Annotated in this window: 19 protein-coding genes; 14 read left to right on the forward strand and 5 right to left on the reverse strand. The window is 69.6% G+C overall.

The window, feature by feature from the left end:
* Positions 1-19: 19 nt before the first annotated feature.
* From ACWEOI_RS26895 to ACWEOI_RS26905, 3 genes are read left to right on the forward strand one after another with little or no spacing between them, the layout of a single operon-like run.
* The gene (locus ACWEOI_RS26895) at positions 20-802 is read left to right on the forward strand and encodes an SDR family oxidoreductase (RefSeq protein ID WP_452361397.1); all 783 of its coding nucleotides are present in this window, start codon (positions 20-22) and stop codon (positions 800-802) included.
* Positions 795-1850, forward strand: coding sequence for a phosphotransferase family protein (locus ACWEOI_RS26900; protein WP_452361398.1), 1056 nt, complete (start codon positions 795-797; stop codon positions 1848-1850). The genes ACWEOI_RS26895 and ACWEOI_RS26900 overlap by 8 nt, the downstream gene beginning before the upstream one ends.
* Positions 1847-2080 (forward strand): DUF3263 domain-containing protein, encoded by a 234-nt coding sequence (locus tag ACWEOI_RS26905; protein WP_452361399.1) that lies wholly within the window; start codon positions 1847-1849, stop codon positions 2078-2080. The genes ACWEOI_RS26900 and ACWEOI_RS26905 overlap by 4 nt, the downstream gene beginning before the upstream one ends.
* Positions 2081-2132: 52 nt before the next feature.
* Here the strand turns inward: ACWEOI_RS26905 and ACWEOI_RS26910 are convergent, their stop codons facing one another.
* The 3 genes from ACWEOI_RS26910 to ACWEOI_RS26920 all read right to left on the reverse strand — a co-directional run bounded on the left by ACWEOI_RS26910 (position 2133) and on the right by ACWEOI_RS26920 (position 4797).
* Positions 2133-3596: a three-helix bundle dimerization domain-containing protein gene (locus ACWEOI_RS26910; protein WP_452361400.1), complete on the reverse strand. Its 1464-nt coding sequence runs from the start codon at positions 3594-3596 to the stop codon at positions 2133-2135.
* A gap of 176 nt (positions 3597-3772) precedes the next feature.
* A complete protein-coding gene (locus ACWEOI_RS26915) occupies positions 3773-4207 on the reverse strand; it encodes a DUF4439 domain-containing protein (protein ID WP_433672141.1) in 435 nt (144 codons plus the stop codon).
* Positions 4204-4797, reverse strand: a complete 594-nt coding sequence (locus ACWEOI_RS26920; RefSeq protein ID WP_452361401.1) for a hypothetical protein — start codon at positions 4795-4797, stop codon at positions 4204-4206. The genes ACWEOI_RS26915 and ACWEOI_RS26920 overlap by 4 nt, the downstream gene beginning before the upstream one ends.
* A gap of 257 nt (positions 4798-5054) precedes the next feature.
* Here ACWEOI_RS26920 and rimP point away from each other — a divergent pair, with 257 nt between their 5' ends.
* The 9 genes from rimP to ACWEOI_RS26965 all read left to right on the forward strand — a co-directional run bounded on the left by rimP (position 5055) and on the right by ACWEOI_RS26965 (position 15036).
* Positions 5055-5672, forward strand: coding sequence for a ribosome maturation factor RimP (gene rimP, locus ACWEOI_RS26925; protein WP_452361402.1), 618 nt, complete (start codon positions 5055-5057; stop codon positions 5670-5672).
* Positions 5669-6718: a transcription termination factor NusA gene (gene nusA, locus ACWEOI_RS26930; protein ID WP_357093062.1), complete on the forward strand. Its 1050-nt coding sequence runs from the start codon at positions 5669-5671 to the stop codon at positions 6716-6718. The genes rimP and nusA overlap by 4 nt, the downstream gene beginning before the upstream one ends.
* A 232-nt stretch (positions 6719-6950) precedes the next feature.
* Complete coding sequence (locus tag ACWEOI_RS26935) at positions 6951-7244, forward strand: DUF448 domain-containing protein (RefSeq protein ID WP_433673291.1); 294 nt, start codon at positions 6951-6953, stop codon at positions 7242-7244.
* A gap of 107 nt (positions 7245-7351) precedes the next feature.
* Positions 7352-10453, forward strand: a complete 3102-nt coding sequence (gene infB, locus ACWEOI_RS26940; RefSeq protein WP_433672144.1) for a translation initiation factor IF-2 — start codon at positions 7352-7354, stop codon at positions 10451-10453.
* Positions 10454-10565: 112 nt separating this feature from the next.
* Positions 10566-10856 (forward strand): DUF503 domain-containing protein, encoded by a 291-nt coding sequence (locus ACWEOI_RS26945; RefSeq protein ID WP_357093398.1) that lies wholly within the window; start codon positions 10566-10568, stop codon positions 10854-10856.
* 19 nt (positions 10857-10875) lie between these two features.
* A complete protein-coding gene (rbfA, locus tag ACWEOI_RS26950; protein WP_433672145.1) occupies positions 10876-11328 on the forward strand; it encodes a 30S ribosome-binding factor RbfA in 453 nt (150 codons plus the stop codon).
* 6 nt (positions 11329-11334) lie between these two features.
* Positions 11335-12324 (forward strand): DHH family phosphoesterase, encoded by a 990-nt coding sequence (locus ACWEOI_RS26955; protein WP_433672146.1) that lies wholly within the window; start codon positions 11335-11337, stop codon positions 12322-12324.
* Between the two features lie 224 nt (positions 12325-12548).
* Positions 12549-13157: a nitroreductase family deazaflavin-dependent oxidoreductase gene (locus ACWEOI_RS26960; protein WP_452361403.1), complete on the forward strand. Its 609-nt coding sequence runs from the start codon at positions 12549-12551 to the stop codon at positions 13155-13157.
* 448 nt (positions 13158-13605) lie between these two features.
* On the forward strand, positions 13606-15036 hold the full coding sequence (locus ACWEOI_RS26965) for an MATE family efflux transporter (RefSeq protein ID WP_452361404.1): 1431 nt from the start codon (positions 13606-13608) through the stop codon (positions 15034-15036).
* 18 nt (positions 15037-15054) lie between these two features.
* Here the strand turns inward: ACWEOI_RS26965 and ACWEOI_RS26970 are convergent, their stop codons facing one another.
* Together ACWEOI_RS26970 and ACWEOI_RS26975 are read right to left on the reverse strand one after the other, a co-directional pair.
* The gene (locus tag ACWEOI_RS26970) at positions 15055-16200 is read right to left on the reverse strand and encodes a Rieske 2Fe-2S domain-containing protein (protein WP_379271318.1); all 1146 of its coding nucleotides are present in this window, start codon (positions 16198-16200) and stop codon (positions 15055-15057) included.
* Between the two features lie 72 nt (positions 16201-16272).
* On the reverse strand, positions 16273-16791 hold the full coding sequence (locus ACWEOI_RS26975; RefSeq protein WP_452361405.1) for a nucleotide exchange factor GrpE: 519 nt from the start codon (positions 16789-16791) through the stop codon (positions 16273-16275).
* 49 nt (positions 16792-16840) lie between these two features.
* On the opposite strand from ACWEOI_RS26975, the gene ACWEOI_RS26980 reads away from it, so the two are divergent.
* A complete protein-coding gene (locus tag ACWEOI_RS26980; protein ID WP_452361406.1) occupies positions 16841-18523 on the forward strand; it encodes an Hsp70 family protein in 1683 nt (560 codons plus the stop codon).
* A 27-nt stretch (positions 18524-18550) separates the two neighbouring features.
* Positions 18551-20860 carry an Ig-like domain repeat protein gene (locus ACWEOI_RS26985; protein WP_452361407.1) on the forward strand — a complete coding sequence of 770 codons (2310 nt, stop codon included), beginning with the start codon at positions 18551-18553 and terminating at the stop codon, positions 20858-20860.
* Positions 20861-20942: the final 82 nt, after the last annotated feature.

Genomic DNA, 20942 nt, shown 5'->3' on the forward strand with positions numbered 1-20942 from the left:
CATCCACGAAGGAACACACATGACCCGACTCGATCTCACCGGTCGCACCGCGATCGTCACCGGAGGCTCGCGCGGCATCGGACTGGCCGCGGCCAAAGCGATCGCCGCGGCCGGCGGCAATGTCATCCTGACCTCGCGCAGCCAGGAGTCCGCGGATGCCGCCGCCGCCGAAGTCGGCGGCACCACGCTCGGCATCGTCGCACACGCCGTCGACGAGCAGGGCGCGCGGCGCTGCATGGACCTGGCCCTCGAATGGTTCGGCAGCATAGACATTCTCGTCAACAATGCCGGAACCAACCCGGCCTACGGCCCGGTCATCGATCACGACCACGCCCGCTTCGCCAAGACCTTCGACGTCAACCTGTGGGCGCCGGTCCTGTGGACCGGGCTCGCGACCCGGGCGTGGATGGGCGAGCACGGCGGCGCCGTCGTCAATATGGCCTCGATCGGCGGCCTGGGCTTCGAACCGGATCTCGGCCTCTACAACGCGTCCAAGGCCGCGCTGATCCACCTCACCAAACAACTGGCGCTGGAACTGTCACCACGAGTGCGGGTCAACTCGCTCGCGCCGGGCGTCGTCCGCACCAAGCTGGCCGAGCAGTTGTGGAAACAGTATGAGGGACAGCTGAATTCGAGCACCGCGCTGGGCAGGATCGGCGAACCCGGCGACATCGGGTCCGCGGTCGCCTTCCTGGTGTCCGACGCCGCGAGCTGGGTCACCGGGGAGACCTTCGTGATCGACGGCGGACAGCGCCTGGGCGATGCCGCGCTGTTCCGGGCCGAGGCGCTGGCCGATGCCTGACACCCGCGCTTCGGTCGCCGTCGATGCCCCGGTCGCCGTCGATCTCGAGGCGGCCGCCCGCTGGCTGGCGGCGCTCGGCATCGAGTGCGTGCTGCCGCTGGGGCTGCGGCGAATCGGCCAGGGCTATTCGAACCTGACCTACCGCCTCACCGACGCCGAAGGCCGGGCCTGGGTGCTGCGCCGCCCGCCGCTCGGTCACCTCCTGAGCACCGCGCACGACGTGGTGCGGGAGGCCCGAATCATGGCGGCGCTGGCGGGCACCGGCGTCCCGGCGCCCCGAATCCTCGGCGTCGCAGTCGATTCGGACGTCGCGGACGTGCCGGTCGTCCTGATGGAATTCGTCGACGGCCTCATCGTCGACACGATGGCGGCGGCCGAAGCGCTGTCCCCGGAACGCCGCCTCGGCATCGCCCGGTCGATGCCCGCCACGCTCGCCCGGATCCACTCCGTCGACCTCGCCGCCACCGGACTGACGGATCTCGCCGGCCACCGGCCCTACGCCCAGCGGCAGCTCGAACGCTGGGCCGCGCAATGGGAATCGTCCAAGACCCGCGAGTCGCCCGCACTGGACGCGCTCACCCGGCGATTGGCGTCGGCCGTCCCCGAACAACGCGAGATCAGCCTGGTGCACGGCGACTTCCACCTGCGCAATCTGATCACCGCGCCCGCGACCGGACAGGTCACCGCGGTACTGGACTGGGAACTGTCCACCCTGGGCGATCCCTTGGCCGACATGGGCAGCCTGCTCACCTACTGGCCGGAACCCGGCGAGCCGTCGTGCGGCATCCTCGAAGCCTCGACCCTGGCGGGATTCCCCGACCGCGCGGAGATGGCGCGCCTGTATCTCGACGAGACCGGTCGTGACCCGGCGGCGCTGCGCTACTGGCACGCACTCGGCCTCTGGAAGCTGGCCATCATCGCCGAGGGGGTGCGGCGCCGGGCGCTCGACGAGGCGCACAACGAATCCGCGGCGGGCACACCGACTCTCGCCCAGATCGACGCCCTGGTCCAGCAGGCGGGCGAGATCGCCGACACCGCGGGAATATGAACCCTGTGCGCCCGTTCGAGATCGAGATGCTGGAGTTCGCCGCCGAGTGGGCTCCCTACGGCGGCAACGACGACGCGGCGTTCGTGCGCTTCGGGCTCACCCCCGAGGAGTTCCACCGCCGCCTCGCCCGTCTGCTCGTCACCCCGACCGCGCGGACGCTCGACAATGCGACGATCGCCCGGCTCCGGGCGCAATGCGCCGATCGCTCCGGCGGCCCGGCGCGGCGCTGACGAACGACGAAGGCCCGCCTGACATCTCAGGCGGGCCTTCCTCGTACTCGGCTCAGTTGTAGGACTTGGCGACCCCGTCGAGGAGGTGTTCGAGGGTGTCGTAGTCGGGCGGGCTGACCTGGTTCACCAGGTTCGGGTCGACCGGGACCTGGTGGGCGGCCGTGGCTTTCGTGAACAGGCTCACGTCGGTCGGCCGGAAGCCGTGGTCGGCGGCCAGGCGCTGCAGGTCGGGGTCGGTGGTGAGGAGCTTGCCGAGCCGGTCGCCCTTGTCGTTGAACGGGACGACGGTGTGCTGGGACATCACCGTGGGCTTCGGGTACATCAGCACCATGTCGGGCTTGAGCTGGTTGTGCACCGCGGCGTCGACGTACTGGGCCTCGTAGATCCAGGCCATCGGGACGGTGCCCATGCCATTGGCCAGGTAGTCCTTGAACGGGCCGTCGCTGGAGGACTCGGTGTAGCCCTGACGGGTGAACAGCCGCGAAACCCGGGACACCGCATAGTCTTCGGCCTTCGCGCCGCGCACGATGGTGTTGTCATTGGCCACGTAGGCGGTCACGGCCAGGTACATGGCGGCCGAGTTGGAGGTGCGCGGGTCGGTCGTGGAGACCAGCACGTTCTTGGGCACCGAATAGGCCGTGTTGCCGTCCAGCTGCGTCCACTGCACCCCCTTCTCGGCCAGCGACAGGTACTTCTCGACGTCGAAAGTCGTTGTCGCGCCGGGCTGCACGATCCCGGCCTGGGTCAGCAGGTCCGCGATCGGCTTGAAGGTGGCGATGGCCATGGGGGAGGAGAACGGCACGTACTTGCCGCTCACCCCGCGCTGGCGCTGGATCCGCTCCGCCGCCGCCGAACTGGACGGAAACGCGAAGTCGTACTTGCCGAGATCCACCGAGGTCGCGATCTGCCGCGACCCCGCGGGCTCGACGTCGACCTTGAATCCGTGCTTGCCCAGCGCGTCGACCACCTTCGGATCGTCGAAGAACGCCGACTTCTCCGACCCGACGACCCCGCGCACCGTGGTCAGAGCCGGCGCGGCCGTACCGCCCTCCGGCGGCGAATCCGATTGCTGCACAGCCAGAATCACACCCAGTGCGGTGACCGCGGCCACACCGGCTGCCGCGACCCCCAGCACCCGCTTGTTCTCGACCAGCCGCGCCGGGACGAACCGGCCGGCGACGGCCGCGAACACACTCGTGGTCTCCGCGCCGTGGCCGTCGGCCGAATTGCTCTCGCCATTCGCCGCGACCGGCTCGGACTTGCTCGAGTCGACCTGGCCCGCGCTGTTCTTGGAACGTTTCGGATCCAACTCCCGACGCGCAATCCGTTCGACGAGAATCGGAACGAAATCCCGCACCGCATGCCCCTCGAACCGCTTGCGCACCGCACCCACCACGGCCTCGACCCGCTCCGGCGGATGCGCCTCGCCATAGTCGTCGACCAGGCGATTCGTCATCTCGCGTAGGGCCTTCTCCTCCCGCGCAGCTTTCTCTCCCCGCGCAGCACCGACCGCCACGGTATCTCCCTCCGAACTCGCATCGAATTTCGTTGCACGGCAGGAAAAATGCGAAAAGAGCCGCGCCGCACAGACCCTATCGATCCAGGGTTGTGCCCGGTGATCGAGAACGGAAACGGAAAGTGCGGACGCGGCGAATTCCCGGTAACCCTGCGGACCGGTTTCCCGGTATCCGATCAGGCCTTACCGGGGAAGGGTGTGGTCACCGGGCTCGTACCCAGGATGGACTCCCAAGTGGCAAGGCGCACAGCGCATTCGGTGAGCGCGTCGATTCCGGTGCGGCGCACGCCGGGATCGGTGGCGCGTTCCACCACCGCCCGCCAGGAGGCCGCGGCGTCGGATTCCACGGTCACCGCCAGGTGCGCCGCCGGGATCGGATCGTTCACCGGGAACGGCGCGGTGTAGGCGGCGGCCGGTTCGGGAACCGTCGCGCCGTCGGCCCGCAACGCGTCGATGGTGGCGTCGCGCCGGGCCCGGTGCGCGGCGGTGTACTCGGCCACCAGCTTGTCCCGGTCGTGGTTGGCGTAGGCGGCGATCACGCCGTAGGCGTAGACCGCCGCGTACTCGGCGCTCAGGGCATCGATGAGCGCCTGCTGATCGAGGGTGGTCATGCGAGAAGGACTCCTGCGTGGGTGCCGCAGCAGGCGCTGATCGAGGCCAGCAGCCCGGCGCGGAATCCGGAGAGGGAGATGGACAGGTCGGCGGCCGAACGCTGCGAGGCGCTCAGCTGGGTGCGCAGCGACGCCACCGACGTCGGGCTGATGACGGCGATCGCGGTGGGCGGCGGGGTGCGGCGGCTGGGGGTGGTGCCGTCGCCGTAAACGCCGATGGCGCGGTCGATTTCGGTGCGCAGCGCCTGCGCGTGCGCGGTGCGCTGATCGGCGATGGTCTTCAGTGCGCCCGCCCGATCGGGGGTGGTCGCGATGGCCTCGGTGGCGGCGGCGGCATCGGTGAGTGCCGCGGTCTCCTGCGCCAGCAGCGGATCCGGCGCGGCCGGCTGCTCGTTCTTCGTGCACGCGGCCGACGCACCCGCGGCGGCCGCCACCAGCAGGCCGCCCCCGGCCAGCCGCAGCGCGGAGCGCCGATTCACCGCGGCATCGGACCGGGGTGAGGAAATCGGGGTGGGGGCGGAGCCGGTTCGGTCCGGCTGGACCGTGAGACCGACGACATCGGCCATGAGGCCGCTCTGACTGCTGGGCACGGGGTACATGGTGCCAGCCGTCGCGGACAGCTTGCTGCGCGAGGGCGGTCGGATAGGCTGTGATCAGCGACGACGGGCAACCGTCTTGGGCGCGTCGCTCTCGACGCGCCAGCGGTACCGCACGGCCGACCATGCCGAACTCAGGCGGGTCGGCTGGTCCTTTACACTCTTTCAGCGCGTTACGCTAGACCTTCGGCCCGGTATTTCGCCGAAGCAGACAACTCAACCCGTGACAACTGAACCAGGAGCCGCCCCATATGCCGATGCCGACCGAGGAAAGGGTGAGCCAGCTAGTTGCTGAGCTCGTCGAACGCCGAGGATTCGACCTCGAAGGCGTCGCGATCTCGGCTGCCGGTCCAGCGAGCAAGGTCAAGGTGACCGTCGACAGCGACGGATCCCCGGACCTGGACGCGGTCGCGGAACTGAGCTCGGAGATCTCGCAGACCCTCGACGACGCCGGTGACTTCGGCGAGACCCCGTATCTGCTGGAGATCACCACCCCCGGCATCGACCGGCCCCTCACCAGCCCGCGGCACTGGCAGCGCGCGCAGGGGCGCAAGGTCAAGATCACCCTGACTCCCGGCGCCGAATCACCGGAGGAGAAGGGCAAATCCACGTTCGAGGCCAGGGTCGGCGTCCTCACCGACACCGACATCGCCCTGGTCCTCGGCGGCAAGCGGAAGCCACACCGGGTGACGGTGCCGCTCGCCGACATCCACTCGGCCGTCGTGCAGGTGGAATTCACTCCGCCCGGCGTGGCCGAGCTGGACCTCGCGGGGGGAGTAGCGCCGGGCCGACCCCAGCCGGGCGCCCCGGAGGACAACGAAACCGAAACAACAGAATCCGATTCACTGACCGAAGGGATCGTGGAATGAACATCGAAATCGAAGCCCTGCGCGCGATTGTCGCCGACAAGGGGATCTCGATGGAGACGGTGATCTCCGCGATCGAGTCCGCGCTGCTCACCGCCTACCGGCACACCGAGGGCCACCAGCCCAACGCCCGCATCGACATCAACCAGAAGACCGGTGTCGTGCGCGTGATGGCCCGCGAGGTCGACGCCGACGGCAATGTCATCTCCGAGTGGGACGACACCCCCGAGGGCTTCGGCCGCATCGCCGCCACCACCGCCCGCCAGGTGGTGCTGCAGCGGCTGCGCGACGCCGAGAACGAGAAATCCTTCGGCGAGTTCTCCACCCACGAGGGCGACATCGTCGGCGGCGTGGTGCAGCGCGACGCGCGCATGAACGCCCGCGGCACCGTCGTGGTCCGCATCGGCTCGGAAGCCCATGGCGCCGAGGGTGTCATCCCGCCCGCCGAGCAGGTGCCGGGCGAGACCTACGAGCACGGCGACCGCATCAAGTGCTACGTGGTCGGCGTCTCGCGTGGCCCGCGTGGCCCGCAGATCACCCTCTCGCGCACCCACCCGAACCTGGTGCGCCGCCTGTTCGCGCTCGAGGTCCCCGAGATCGCGGACGGCTCGGTCGAGATCGTGGCCGTGGCCCGCGAGGCCGGGCACCGCTCCAAGATCGCGGTCCGCTCGACCGTGCCGGGCGTCAACGCCAAGGGCGCGTGCATCGGCCCGATGGGTCAGCGTGTGCGCAACGTCATGAGCGAGCTGGCGGGCGAGAAGATCGACATCATCGACTACGCCGAGGACCCGGCCGCCTTCGTCGGGAATGCGCTGTCCCCGTCGAAGGTTGTGTCGGTGACGATCGTGGACCCCGACGCCCGCGCCGCGCGCGTGGTGGTCCCCGACTTCCAGCTCTCCCTCGCCATCGGCAAGGAGGGGCAGAACGCCCGCCTGGCGGCCCGGCTCACCGGCTGGCGGATCGACATCCGCTCGGACGCGGCGGCCGACCCGCAGGGCGGCGCGCGTCCCGCGGCGGCGACCGGCGGCTCCGACACGCACCGGAACTGAGGGTCGCGTACGGCCGGGATCGAGGCGCCACGGTAGCTCGATCACGGCCGCCCGGCACCGGGCTGATCTTGCTCGATGAGTCCGGCCCGGTCGGAAATGGATTTGTGAAACAGACCCCTGGGATGACAGCTTGGTAACTTCCAAGGGGTACGGATGCGGAGATCGGGACGTGAGAGCGGTAGAGTGGACGCAGGCTCAGCGCGAGTCTTCGACTTCTCCGCGCGCCGAGCGGGTGCCGGTAAGATCAGCACCCGTCCGGACCTGCATCGGATGTCGCAGACGCGAGCTGGCTGCCGATCTGATGCGGGTCGTGGCGCAAGGGTCTGCCGAGAGTGGGCAAACCCTTGTGGTCGTTCCGGATCCGCGGCGCAGACTTCCCGGAAGGGGTGCTTGGTTGCACCCCTCTTCGGTTTGTCTGAGTCAAGCAGTTCGGCGCCGAGCAATCGGCAGAGCACTACGAGTGTCCGGACATCTGGATATCTCAGCCCTGGAGCATTACGTAGAGAACAGGCACGAGCACTCATGAGCACACCGTGAAGTCCCAGAAATGATCGGCCTTCGAAATTAGTCGAGGTCGTGCGGACGCCCCGTTGTAAGCGGGCTGTCACGCTCGGCCTCTGAGTGAGGAGAGCAGTGGCAGGCAAGGCCCGCGTGCACGAGTTGGCAAAAGAACTCGGTGTCACGAGCAAAGAACTACTCGCGCGGCTCAAGGAGCAGGGCGAGTTCGTGAAGTCGGCGAGCTCGACGGTGGAAGCACCTGTCGCGCGCCGGCTGCGGGAGTCGCTCGCACCCAAGAGCGCCCCCTCCGGTGCCGCCAAGTCGGCGGCCCCCAAGCCCAGTGGTGACAGCACCCCGCGTCCGGCAAGGCCCGGAGAGGCGGCGGCCGGCAAGCCGGCCACCCCGGGTGCCGGTCCCCGTCCCGGCCCGCGTCCGACCCCGGCGGCTCCGGCCCCCGCGGCTCCGGCTCCGGCCCCCGCCGCACCGGTGGCTCCGGCCGCCCGTGCCGAATCGCCCGCGACCCCGGCCGCTCCCGCAGCGCGTCCGGCTCCGGGCCCGAAGCCCGCGGCTCGCGAAAACGCTGCTCCGGCAGCCGCTTCCGCGTCTCCGGCTCCGTCCGCTCCGGCTCCGCAGGCCCCGCGTACCGACGCTCCGCGTCCGGGCGCTCAGGCCCCGCGTCCGGCGCAGCAGGGCGGTGCCCCCGCCCCGCAGTCCGGTCCGCGTCCGGGTGGCCCGAAGCCGGGTCCGAAGCCGCCGCGTGTCGGTAACAACCCCTTCTCTTCCGCGCCCGAGCGTCCCGCGCCGCGTCCGGCCCCTCGTCCGGGTCAGGGCCAGGGTGGTCCGCGTCCGGGTCAGGGCCAGGGTGGCCCGCGTCCGGGTCAGCCGCAGGGCGGCCCGCGTCCGGGTCCGGGTCAGGGCGGTCCCCGTCCGGGTCCCGGTCAGGGCGGTCCGCGCCCCGGTCCCGGCCAGGGTGGTCCCCGTCCGGCTGCTGCCGGTCAGGGCGGTCCCCGTCCCGGCGGTCCGCGTCCCAGCCCCGGTTCGATGCCCCCGCGGCCGAACCCGGGTGCCATGCCCGCTCGCGCTCAGCGTCCGGCCGGTCCGGGTGGCGCAGGCCGTCCGGCGCGTCCGGGTGGTCCGGGTGCCGGCGGCGGCCGTCCCGGTGGCGGTGGCGGCGGTTACCGCGGTGGCGGCGCTCCCGGTGCGGGTGGCGGCGCTGGTGCCGGTGCCGGTGCCGGTGGTGGCACGGGTGCTCCCGGTGGTTTCCGGGGTCGTCCCGGTGGTGGCGGCGGTGGCCGTCCGGGTTCCGGTGGCGGTCGCGGCGGTGCCGCGGGTGCGTTCGGTCGTCCGGGTGGAGCTCCGCGTCGTGGCCGTAAGTCGAAGCGGGCGAAGCGCGCCGAGTACGAGAACCAGCAGGCGCCCATCGCCGGTGGCGTGCGGCTGCCGCGCGGCAACGGTGAGATCGTGCGTCTCGCCCGTGGCGCGTCGCTGTCGGACTTCGCCGAGAAGATCGGCGCCAACCCGGCCTCGCTGGTCCAGGCGCTGTTCAACCTCGGTGAGATGGTGACCGCGACCCAGTCGGTGAACGAGGAGACCCTCGAGCTGCTGGGTTCGGAGATGAACTACGTCGTGCACGTGGTCTCCCCGGAGGACGAGGACCGCGAGCTGCTCGCCAACTTCGACCTCACCTACGGCGAGGACGACGGCGACGAGGAAGACCTGCAGGTCCGTCCGCCGGTCGTGACCGTCATGGGTCACGTCGACCACGGTAAGACCCGACTGCTGGACACCATCCGTAAGGCCAACGTCCGTGAGGGCGAGGCCGGCGGTATCACCCAGCACATCGGTGCCTACCAGGTGCTGGCCGAGGTCAACGACGAAGACCGTCTCATCACCTTCATCGATACCCCCGGTCACGAGGCGTTCACCGCCATGCGTGCCCGTGGTGCGAAGGCCACCGATATCGCGATCCTCGTGGTCGCGGCCGACGACGGCGTCATGCCGCAGACGGTGGAGGCCATCAACCACGCGCAGGCCGCGGATGTGCCGATCGTGGTGGCGGTCAACAAGATCGATAAGGAAGGCGCGAATCCGCAGAAGATTCGCCAGCAGCTGACCGAATACGGTCTGGTGGCCGAGGAATACGGTGGCGACACCATGTTCGTCGACATCTCCGCCAAGCAGGGCACCAACATCGAGTCGCTGCTCGAGGCCGTGGTCCTGACCGCGGACGCCTCGCTGGATCTGCGGGCGAACCCGGACATGGACGCGCAGGGTGTGGCCATCGAGGCCCACCTCGACCGCGGCCGTGGCCCGGTGGCGACCGTGCTCATCCAGCGCGGCACGCTGCGGGTCGGCGACTCGATCGTGGCGGGTGACGCCTACGGTCGCGTCCGCCGCATGGTCGACGAGCACGGCGACGACGTCGTGGCGGCCATGCCGTCGCGGCCCGTCCAGGTCATCGGTTTCACCTCGGTGCCCGGCGCCGGCGACAACCTGCTCGTGGTCGAGGAAGACCGCATCGCGCGTCAGATCGCCGATCGCCGCAACGCTCGCAAGCGCAACGCCCTGGCCGCGCGCAGCCGCAAGCGGATCTCCCTGGAAGATCTGGATGCCGCTCTGAAGGAGACTTCGGAGCTGAACCTGATCCTCAAGGGCGACAACTCCGGTACCGTCGAGGCCCTCGAAGAGGCGCTGCTCGGTATCGATGTCGGCGACGAGGTGCGTCTGCGCGTCATCGACCGCGGTGTCGGTGGCGTCACCGAGACCAACGTCAACCTGGCGTCGGCGTCGAACGCGATCATCATCGGGTTCAACGTCCGCGCCGAGGGCAAGGCGACCGAGCTGGCGAACCGCGAAGGCGTGGACATCCGCTACTACTCGGTCATCTACCAGGCGATCGACGAGATCGAGAAGGCCCTCAAGGGTCTGCTCAAGCCGATCTACGAGGAGCACGAGCTGGGCCGGGCGGAGATCCGCCAGATCTTCCGCTCCTCCAAGTTCGGCAACATCGCGGGTTGCTGGGTGCTCTCGGGTTCGGTCAAGCGCAACGCCAAGGCGCGCCTGATCCGCGACAACGTCGTGGTCGCCGAGACCACCATCCAGTCGCTGCGTCGTGAGAAGGATGACGTGACCGAGGTCCGCGAAGGCTACGAATGTGGTCTGACCGTCGGGTACAACGACATCAAGGAAGGCGACATCGTCGAGGCCTACGAGCTGCGCGAGAAGCCGCGCGACTAGGCGAAAGCAGTACGCGATCCCGCCGGACCTTCGGGTCCGGCGGGGTTGTGCCCCTTTCCTTTCCGGGTAACTGTGCGCGCATTCCCCGGGGCGCGTTCATATGACTGAAAAGATGTTCTTCGGAGCGCTCGAGTTCGATATCTTGCTCGGTGATGTGCATTCACTGAAAGAGAAGCGCTCTGTCATCCGCCCCATCCTCGCGGACCTGAAACGGTTCGATGTGAGTGTCACCGAGGGCGGAGATCATGACCGTTATCGACGGTCATTGCTCGGTGTGGCAATGGTCAGCTACGGCATGAACCACCTGACCGAGGTGCTGGACAAGTGTGAACGGCACGTCGCCAATCGTCCGGAGTTAGAGTTGCTGTCGGTACGCCGCCGCATCTTCGGACCCGAAGACTGAAGAAGTGAGGAGCGCTCTCATGGCTGACCAAGCCCGAGCACGCCGACTCGCGAAGCGCATCTCGTCCATCGTCGCCACGGCGATCGAGTACGAGATCAAGGATCCGCGACTGCGGTTCGTCACCGTCACCGATTCCAAGGTGACGGGGGATCTACGCGAGGCGACAATTTTCTACACCGTCATGGGTGAAACCATCGACGCCGAACCAGATTACGCGGAAGCCGCTGCCGGTCTGAAGGCCGCCGCCGGCATTCTGCGGTCCAAGGTGGGCGCGGGCACCGGGGTGAAGTTCACCCCCACCCTCGCGTTCAAGCTCGACACCGTGCCCGACGCGGCGCGCGAGATGGAAGAGCTGCTGTCCAAGGCCCGCGCCAGCGACGCGCGGGTCGCGCAGGTCGCCGTCGGCGCGACCTACGCCGGTGACGAGGACCCGTACAAGAGCGAAGAGGACGAAGACGACGACGAAGCCTGACCTCCGGTGACCCCCGTCGACGTCACCCCGGCGGTCGAGATTCTCGACGCCGCGAAGTCGGTGACCATCCTGTGTCATATCCAGCCCGATGCCGATACCGTCGGCAGCGGGCTGGCGTTGGCGCAGGTCCTGCGTCGGCGTGGGGTCCCGGTCGTCGTCTGCTTCGCCGAACCGGACCGGTTGCCGGTGTCCATGCGGTCGCTGCCCGGCACCGAGCTGCTGGTCGGGCCCGATCAGGTCCCGGCCGAGACGGATGTGCTGGTCACGGTGGACTGCGGCAGCGCGGATCGGCTCGGTGTGCTGCGGGACCGATTGGCCGGTGCCGCAACCACTCTGGTGATCGACCATCACCGCTCCAATACCCGCTTCGGCGCGGTGAACATCGTCGACGAGTCCGCCGAGTCGACCGCGGGTGTCATCGCCCGGATCCTGGACGCCTGGTCCGAGCCGCTGGACGCGAATATCGCGCACTGCCTCTACGCCGGACTGGTCACCGACACCGGCTCGTTCAAATGGGTGCGGCCGGGCTCGCACGCTCTGGCGGAACGGCTGCTGGCCACCGGTATCGACGGCGCGGCCATCACCCGCACCCTCATGGACACCCATCCCTTCGCGTGGCTGCCGATGCTGTCGCGGGTGCTCGGGTCGGCGCAGTTGCTGCCCGACGCGGCCGGGGGAGCGGGCCTGGTCTACGCGGTGGTCCGCCGCGAGGACACCGAGGCGGTCCGGTCCGAGGAGGTGGAGAGCGTCATCGACCTCATCCGCACCGCCGCCGAGGCGCAGGTCGCGGCCGTGTTCAAGGAATCGCGGACCGAACCGGACCGGTGGACGGTGTCGCTGCGTTCGCACGCCAATGCCGACGGCACTCCCGGCGTCGATGTGGCGCGGGTGGCGGTGTCGCTGGGCGGTGGCGGGCATCGCTACGCCGCCGGGTACAGCGCGACCGGGTCGCACGACGATCTGATCGAGACGCTGAAATCCCGTTTGAGTGACTGAGCTCGAGTGACTGACCCCACCGATTTCCGGCTCGCCACCCGCGATTAAGCCTTTGTGATTACAGTGGATTCGACAACCATCCTCCGCCGACGGCTTGCCGGGGGAACAGTCCGGGGGCTTCCGCGCGAATACGCTTGATGACAAGGACGTTTCAGCATTCTCGAAGTGGGCGAAGGCATGCGCGACCGCGTTCGCGGAACTCCCGATACCGGTGAGGAATTCCCATGGCGTCTGCAGTTCTGCCCCGCATCGCCCGCCGTCTCGGCACCCAGCGCTGGGTCATGCACGCGGCCGGCACGATTCTCGCGTCCGACCGCGCGGTCCGGCGAATCACCCGGGGGCGCAACGGCGTTCTCGATATCGCTGGCCTGCCCTCCCTCGAACTGACCGTGATCGGCCGCAAGACCGGCCTCCCACGCACCACCTCGCTGCTCTACGTCCCCGACGACGGCAGCATCCTGCTCATCGGCTCCAATTGGGGCAGCCCCGACCACCCGTCCTGGTCGGCCAACCTGCGCTCCGCTGCCACCGCCACCGTCCATGTGGGCGGCCAGCGCTTCCCCGTCACCGTCACCCAGATCACCGGCGTCGAACGAAAACGCGCCTGGGACACCGCCATCGAATTCTGGCCCGGCTACGAAATGGAACACGAGCTCTCCGGCGGCCGTATCTTCCGCATCTTCGAACTACGCCCCGTCCACCCGACGCCGCAGCTCGCATCCGCCATCCGCGGCGACACCCTGTCCCGCCCGCGCTCCCCGTACACCCGCCCGGCGCTCGCGGCTGCCGCCGTCACCGTCGCGGCGCTGTGGTGGCGTGCTCGCCGCGAATGACGCGGGCCGCGGCCGAGTTCGGGGGAGAGGCCGACTTCAGTAGGCGGGTACTCCTGCCTACGGTCGGCACCCGGCGAATGCGGCTGCCTCGGTGGTCCGACCGCGAACGTCGGGCTTCGGCTCCCTCCCGGCGGCCGCGTGCGCGCTGTCATCGAGCGGTCGGCGGTAGGCTGGCATGTTCAAATGCGGACATGCGCATCTAATCTTGCCGCCGGGCGCGTCGGATGGCAGAGGCACGGAGGAGCCTTGTCGGGGACCAGGCCTCGGCAGGCAGAGCCGTCGGTCGCTCTGGCGTCGTGGGCCATTCGTGTGGTGGGTCCGGGATTGAGCGTCGGTGCCGGTACCGGGGCGGCGGCTGGAACCGGTGCCCGCGGTCCGCAGCATATATTTGCCCGTTCACGGCTCTCGGCGGGCGCTTCGGCCGGTTCCCGTGTGGAATGGTGGGCCCATGAGCGGTGCGGAGATCGTGGCGGATGGCGGGGAGGATCCGGGATCCCCGGCGGCGGGGGATGAGGCGGCCAGACGCGCGCGGGCGGAAGCTCGGGGCGCGGAGGCGGCGGCCGCGGGGCCGCGGCGGATTCTCGGGATCGCGGTGCCGACCCTCGGTGTACTGGTCGCCGAGCCGATCTACCTGCTGTTCGACATGGCCGTGGTGGGGCGGCTCGGGGCGTTGGCGCTGGCGGGGCTGGCGGTCGGGGGTTTGATTCTGGCGCAGGTCAGTTCGCAGCTGACGTTCCTGAGTTACGGGACGACGGCGCGCGCGGCCCGGCGGCACGGGTCGGGGGATGAGCGCGGGGCGGTCGTGGAGGGCGTGCAGGCCAGTTGGATCGCGGTCGCGGCCGGGTTGGCGATCGTACTGGTGGTGCAGGTGTTCGCGGGGCCGATCACGCGGGCCATCGCCGGCGGGTCCGATATCGCCGACGCGGCCGAGTCGTGGATGCGGATCGCCTTGTTCGGGGTGCCGTTGATCCTGCTGTCGATGGCCGGGAACGGATGGATGCGCGGGGTGCAGCAGACGCGGCGGCCATTGCTGTATGTGATTGCGGGGCTGGTGGTTTCGGGTGTGCTGTGCCCGACGCTGGTGCACGGGCTGCTGGGCGCGCCCCGGATGGAGCTGGAGGGGTCGGCGGTCGCGAATCTGGCCGGGCAGGCGGTGTCCGGGGTGTTGTTCGTGCGCGCGTTGTGGCGGGCGCACGTGCCGATCGCGCCGCACCTCGAGATCATGAAGGCGCAGCTGGTGCTGGGCCGGGACCTGATCGCGCGCAGCCTCGCCTTCCAGGCGTCGTTCGTGTCGGCGGCGGCCGTGGCCTCGCGGTTCGGGGCGGCGTCGGTGGCGGCGCATCAGCTGGTGCTGCAACTGTGGAATTTCCTGGCGCTGACGCTGGATTCGCTGGCCATCGCGGCGCAGACGCTGGTCGGCGCGGCGCTCGGGGCCGGAAACGCGCGCGGCGCACAGGGTTTGGCCCGGCGGGTCACGGCCTGGTCGACCGTGTTCGCGACGGTGCTGGCGGTGTTCTTCGCCGCGGGTCACTCGCTGATTCCGCGCCTGTTCACCGATGACCCCGCGGTGCTGGACCGCACCAATGTGGTCTGGTGGTTCTTCGTCGCGATCATCCCGATCGGCGGTGTGGTGTTCGCCCTCGACGGCGTCCTGCTGGGCGCGGGCGATGCCGCCTTCCTGCGCAACGCCACCCTCGGCTCGGCGCTGCTCGGGTTCCTCCCGATGATCTGGCTGTCGCTCGAATTCGATTGGGGGATCGGCGGAATCTGGACCGGCCTGGTCGCCTTCCTGGTCCTGCGCCTGATCACGGTGTCGTGGCGGGCGCTGTCGGGCCGCTGGGCCCGCGTCGGCGCCGAGGTGCCGGGACGGATGGCGTAGTCCGTCCCGGCGGCGTCGCTAGTCGCTGGAGCCGTTCGCCTGGGCGGCGGCCTGCTTCTCGAGGTTCTGCGCGACCTCGGCCTGCCAGTTCTCGTTGGCGTGGGTGGTGTCGACCTCGTACTCGAACCGGGCCGTCATTTCCGGCTTGATATCGGCGACGTCGACGTAGAACTGCTCGTACCAGCGGCGATGCTGATAGACCGGCCCGTCTTCCTGGGTGAGCAGCGGATTGTCGATGCGGGTCTTGTGTTTCCAGATCTCGACGTCCTGGAGGAATCCGACGCCGAAGCTCTTGCCGAAGGACTTGGCGAGCTTCTCGGATTTCTCCGGCGGCAGACCCTGGATGCGCTGCACGCTCACGCCCCACTGCAACATGAACGAGTTGTGGGTGACCGGGTAGTGGCAGTTGATGAGCGCCACCTCGACGGTGTTGTCGCCGAAGTCGTTGTGCAGGTAGTTGATCATGTACGACGGCCCGAAATAGGAGGCCTCCGAACGCAGCAGCGACATTTCCTGCGAATAGTTGGACTTGGCGTGAATGTCCGGTCGGCCCTTGGAGTGCAGGAACTGGGTCGCCACATGCCCTTCGAACACATTCTTGAAGTACACGGGGTACGCGAAGTGAATGTAGAAGAAGTGCGCCATGTCGACGTTGTTGTCGATGATCTCGCGGCAGTGCGCGCCCTCGATGAGCAGTGAGTTCCAGTCCCAGTCGCTCCACTGGTCGGTCTCGATGCCCTCGATGTGCGGAATGGCGACCTCGGGCGGCGGGGGATTGCCTTCCGGGTCGTTCCACACGAAGAACTGGCCGTTTTCCTCGCAGGTGGTCCAGGACCGGGTGCGCGCCAACGGCGGAACGCGCCGCGCATAGGGAATGGCGGCGCATTTGCCGTCGCCGCGCCACCGCCAATCGTGGAAGGGGCAGGCGATATTGTCGTCCTTGACGCTGCCGTAGGCGAGGTCCGCGCCCATGTGCCGGCAGTAGCCGTCGAGGGCGTGTAATTCGCCTTTGCTGTCGGACCAGATCACCAGTTTGGTGCCGAAGGCATTGACCGAATGTGGCTGTCCGTCCCGGAAGCTCTCGGCGAGCCCGAGGCAATGCCACCCCCGGGCGAACCGCGTCATCGGTTCGCCGACATCGATGCTGCGATAGTGCTGACTCATCTGCGTCCTCCGCGATCGATCAGTCCGTGCACTTCGCAGCCTACTAGAACACGTGTCAGTTCTGGTTCGGAATCAGGCCCCTCGATACCGCCGCACAACGACTTTCGCGGGCCGGATCGAGCGATCCCCTATGGTCAGGCCCGGCTGGATGACCGACTCCACGGTCTTGTCCGCCTCCCGGTCGTCGGTGCCCACGATCTCGGCGGCCTCCATGGTCTCCGGATCGAACGCCGTGCCCCGGAACGGCGTCACCAGCTCGCCGCCGCGCTCGGCCAGCATGCGTTCGACCCGGCGATTGATCGCCTCGAAGCCCTGCCGGTCCGGTTCCGAATTCGAGGTGGAGACGAAGGTCTGGGCCAGCCCGTGCAGGGCGAACAGATCGCGCAGCAGCGGCGCGTCGGCCTCGGCGCGCTCGTCGCGGATCTTCAGTTTGGCGGCGTCGGCTAGTCGCTCGATGGTGGCGGCCTGCCGGGCGATGACCCGGGCGAGGTCGTCGATGCGTTCGGTGATGCGGTCGAGAGTCGGGGCGGACTCCTCCGCGGTCGCTGGGGGCGCCTGGGGAATCGTGGCCGCCGGGGCTGGATCGGTCATGCACGAACGATAAACCCAGCTGTCGCCGGTGACTGCTACCATCGCCGCCATGGGGGTCTATGGAATCGATCTGGGCACAACGAATTCGGCAATTGCGGCAATCGACGCAGATGGCCGGCCGCAGGTCCTGGTCGGATTGAAGGGGGAACCGACCGTTCCCTCCGTTGTGCTGTTCGCCTCCGCGACCGACCATGTGGTCGGCGAGGGCGCGCGCCGGCAGGCCCGGCTCGACCCCGACAATGTGTGCACCCTCGTGAAGCGCCGCATGGGCGACGCCGAATGGCGGTTCGGCGCGCACGGGCAGCTGTGGTCCGCGCCCGCGGTGTCGGCGCTCATCCTGAAAAGTCTTGCCGCCGATGCCGAGTTCTCCGGTGGCGAACCGGTGCGGCGCGCGGTCATCACGGTGCCCGCCTACTTCGGTGACGAGGAGCGCCGCGCCACCATCCAGGCCGGAACCTACGCCGGATTCGATGTGGCGGGTGTGCTCTCGGAGCCGATCGCGGCCGCGCTGTCCTACGGTTTCGGGCGCCTGGACGGCGGCATCGAACTCGGCAAGGAACCCACGCGCGAGACCGTGCTGGTCTACGACCTCGGCGGCGGCACCTTCGACGCTACCGTCATCGAACTGGCCGATCGCCGCATCTCGGTGCTCGCGGTGGAGGGCGACCATCAGCTCGGCGGCGCGGACTGGGACGAGCGGCTGGCGCTGTATCTGTCCCAGCAGTTCTGCACGGCCAACCCGGATGCCGAAGACCCCCTGGACGATTCGGTCGGCTCCCAGCTGCTGGTGCTGGCCGCCGAACAGGCCAAACAGGAGCTCACCGCCGCCGAGGCCACCGAGGTGGTGATCGCGCACGACGGCGCGCGGGCGGTGATCCCGCTGACCCGCTCCGATCTGGAATCGCTGACCGCCTCGCTCATGCGGCGCACCCTGGACCTGACCAAGGCCGTGCTGGCCGCCGCCGAGAAGCGCGGGGTGCGGCAGGTGGACCGGCTGCTGCTGGTCGGCGGCTCCTCGCGCATGCCGATGGTGGCCGAGCAGCTACGGAAGGAATTCGGGCTCACCGGCGAACTGCGCGACCCGGACCTGTCGGTGGCCCGCGGCGCCGCGCTGTACGGCGAGAAGCTGGAGATGGAGCGGCTGGTGGCCGCGGACCTGGTGACCCGCGGGCGGCTCCGCGACGGAGCGCCGCTCGGTGACGCCGATCCCGGTGACCTGGAGGGTTCGCTGGTGCGGGTGGCCGCATCCTTCGGCCAGCCGGTGAGCCTGGTGCGCCGCATGATCGAGATCCAGGTGGACACCGTGGTGTCGCGCGGGTTCGGTGTGCTGGCGCTGGATCCGTTCAACGGGCTGGCGGCGAGCTGGCTGGTGCACCGCAACCAGACGCTGCCGATCAAGGTGCGACGCTCCTACGGCACGGTGCGCGCGCACCAGGAGCAGATCGAGCTGACCATCGTCGAGCAGCAGGGGCAGGCGGCCTCGACCCGTCCCGAGGACACGAAGGTGCTGGTGGAGGGCAGGATTCGCGATATTCCGCCGGGGTATCCGGAGGGTAGTGAAGTCCGGGTGACCTTCGAGATGGGATTCGACGGTGTGCTGCACGTGACGGCCTACCATGTGGACGCCGATCTGCCGCTGACCTTGTCGGTGCAGACCGGGGCCACCCTGTCGCAGGCGGATGTGGAGCGCGAGCTGGATCAGCTGCAGCGCACCCGCCGTCGCAATTCCTGACCGGTATACGCTGTCCGACGAAAAGCCATGCACGCCTTCGATCCCAATGACTATCGCAAACGCGTCCTCGCCGCCGTCGAACGCCGCGGCGGCCTCGCGGAGTCGGATGCCTTCGAGCTGTACGACATTCCGCTCGCCGACGCGTCCCGGCTGAGTGACGCCGACGTCGCCGCGCGCGTCGAGCAGGTGTGGGCGCTGTGGCAGAAGTTGCGCGACCACCCCAAGTTCCGGGTGCTGGCCGGGCTGCTGGTCGAGGCGCATCAGGAGCTGTCCGAGCCGCTGCTGCACACCGGTTCCCGGCTGATCGAGGCAGACCGGGTCAAGCAGTTGCGTGACCGTCGGGACGCCGAACGCTACGAGATGCTCGATGCCGCCATCGAGCGGCTGATCCAGCGGCACAACGGCATTCCCGCCGGGAAGATCCCGGGACTCGAGGACATCGGCCGCCTGGGCGGCCTGACGGTCGCCGAGGTCGCCGTCCGGGTCCGCCGCCACCGCATCATCGACGAGGCCCCCGCCGCGCCGCCGCCCCCGGCCGCGCCCGCGCTGAGTACCGAGCGTCGCCGCCAGATCCGGTCGCTGCTGGCCGAATACGAGCGGCTCCTCGCCGGTGACCCGGTGCCCACCCTGCTGTCCCTGCTCGACATGGATTTCTCGGCGGCCCACCGCAGCAACGAGATCCGCCTGCGCGCCGAGGCCCTGCGCGCCCGCACCCGCGAGCTCCCGCCCGGCCGTCTGCGCGTGGTCCTCGACGAGCTCCTCATCCACATCGGCGATCTGCTCGAGCCCGGCGGTCCGCTGGTCGACGCCTATCTGCTGACCATCACCGAGACCGTCACCGACCAGCTGCGCCCCCAGGTCCGCGCGGCCGTGCTCGTCGAGGACCTGCTGGTGGCACCGGATTTCGACTACCTGCTGGGCGTGGCCATCGCCGGCGGTCTCGACCGCGCCAATGCCGAACGCATCCTCGTCGCCCTCGCCGACGAGCTCGGCACCACCGTCGAGGGGCGCGAACACCTCGCGGCCGGTCGGAAACCGTCGACCACTCCGGAGAAACAGTCCACCTCAGCCACGTCGACAGCTGCTCCGGTGAATCCCGCCGCGGACGAGGCGAACCCGCCGGGCGCGCCGCAGCCGGAGCACTGGCAGCGGACGCCCTACGACGGCACGACCCAGTCGGGGCGGCCGTGGGAGGCCGCGTTGCGGGCGGCGCGGGCGTCGCTGCGGGCCGGAAAGCCCAAGGAGGCGGCGGCTTTCATCGCCGACGCCCGGCGCCTGGTCGGCGATGACGCGGCGGCCGCGCGCTCGGTGCGCGCGGTGGGGGAGGACGTCGAGCGGGTGCTCGCCGAGGCGGTCGTGCACTGGCGGGCCGCCGTGTCCTGCTGCGCGGGGCGACGATTCGTGGAGGCGCTGGCCGAGCACCTGGACTTCCTGGATCGGAGAGCCGCCGATGTCGCGAATCCCGATCCGCGCGGCGCGAGCCGGGAACTGCTGATCGGCCGTGCGCGGGCCGCCGTGATCGAGGCGGGCCGCCTGTTCGAGGCCCTCCCCGCCGATCCCGGCCTGCGCATGCAGGCGGTGCGCGAAGTCCTCGAGGTCTGCGCCGACCACGCCGAGGCCCGCGCGGCCCTGGCCGAACTCCGCGTCGCCGCGCCCGAACACGTCACCGTCAGCCGCAAACCGGACGGCACGGTCGTGATCACCTGGACCCCGTCGACCACCGACCAGGCCGAGTACCGCATCACCCGGCTGCTCGCGGACGGTTCCTGGCGCGTGGTCGGCCGCACCCGCGGCGTGGCCATGGAGGACGGCGGCGCGCCCGCCGGACCGGTGCCGGTGTACGGCGTGGTCGCCTCGATCTCGGGCCGCGCCTCGGACATGACCCGCTCGGACCGGACCGCCGCCACCACGGGGTCCGCGGCGACAGCGCAACACGGCGATCCCGCCGCCCGTCGAAACACCCCTGGACCCGCCGAGAATTCGGCCACCGGTTCCACCGGGGCTGCCGCCGACACCGCCCGCGAGCCCAGCGGCCTGCCGACCGTGCGCGGCCTCGCCGAGCGCAATGGCCTGCTGGTCTTCCAATGGCCGACCGGCATCACCGAGGTCATGGTCGTGGCCCGCGCCGACGCCCCGCCCGTCGACCCCGACGACCCGCAGGCGCAGCGCTGGAAGGTCACCAATATGCGCTACGAGATCGAGGGTGGCGTCCGTATCCCCGCCGAGATCGCGCGCCCCTGTCATGTGGCGGTGGCGTCGTGTCGCCGGGAGCCGTCCGGAACCCTCACCGTCGCGGCCGGATTCGGCGCCGCGGCTCGCCTTCGCTGGGTGCGGTGACGTCGGTTTCTCCCGCGCATGGGAATCTGGTGGAGGCCGGGATGGTTGCTGCCAGGACGGTCGTGAACAGGAAGGCGGAACC

It is taken from the genome of Nocardia sp. NPDC004340 (assembly GCF_053602575.1).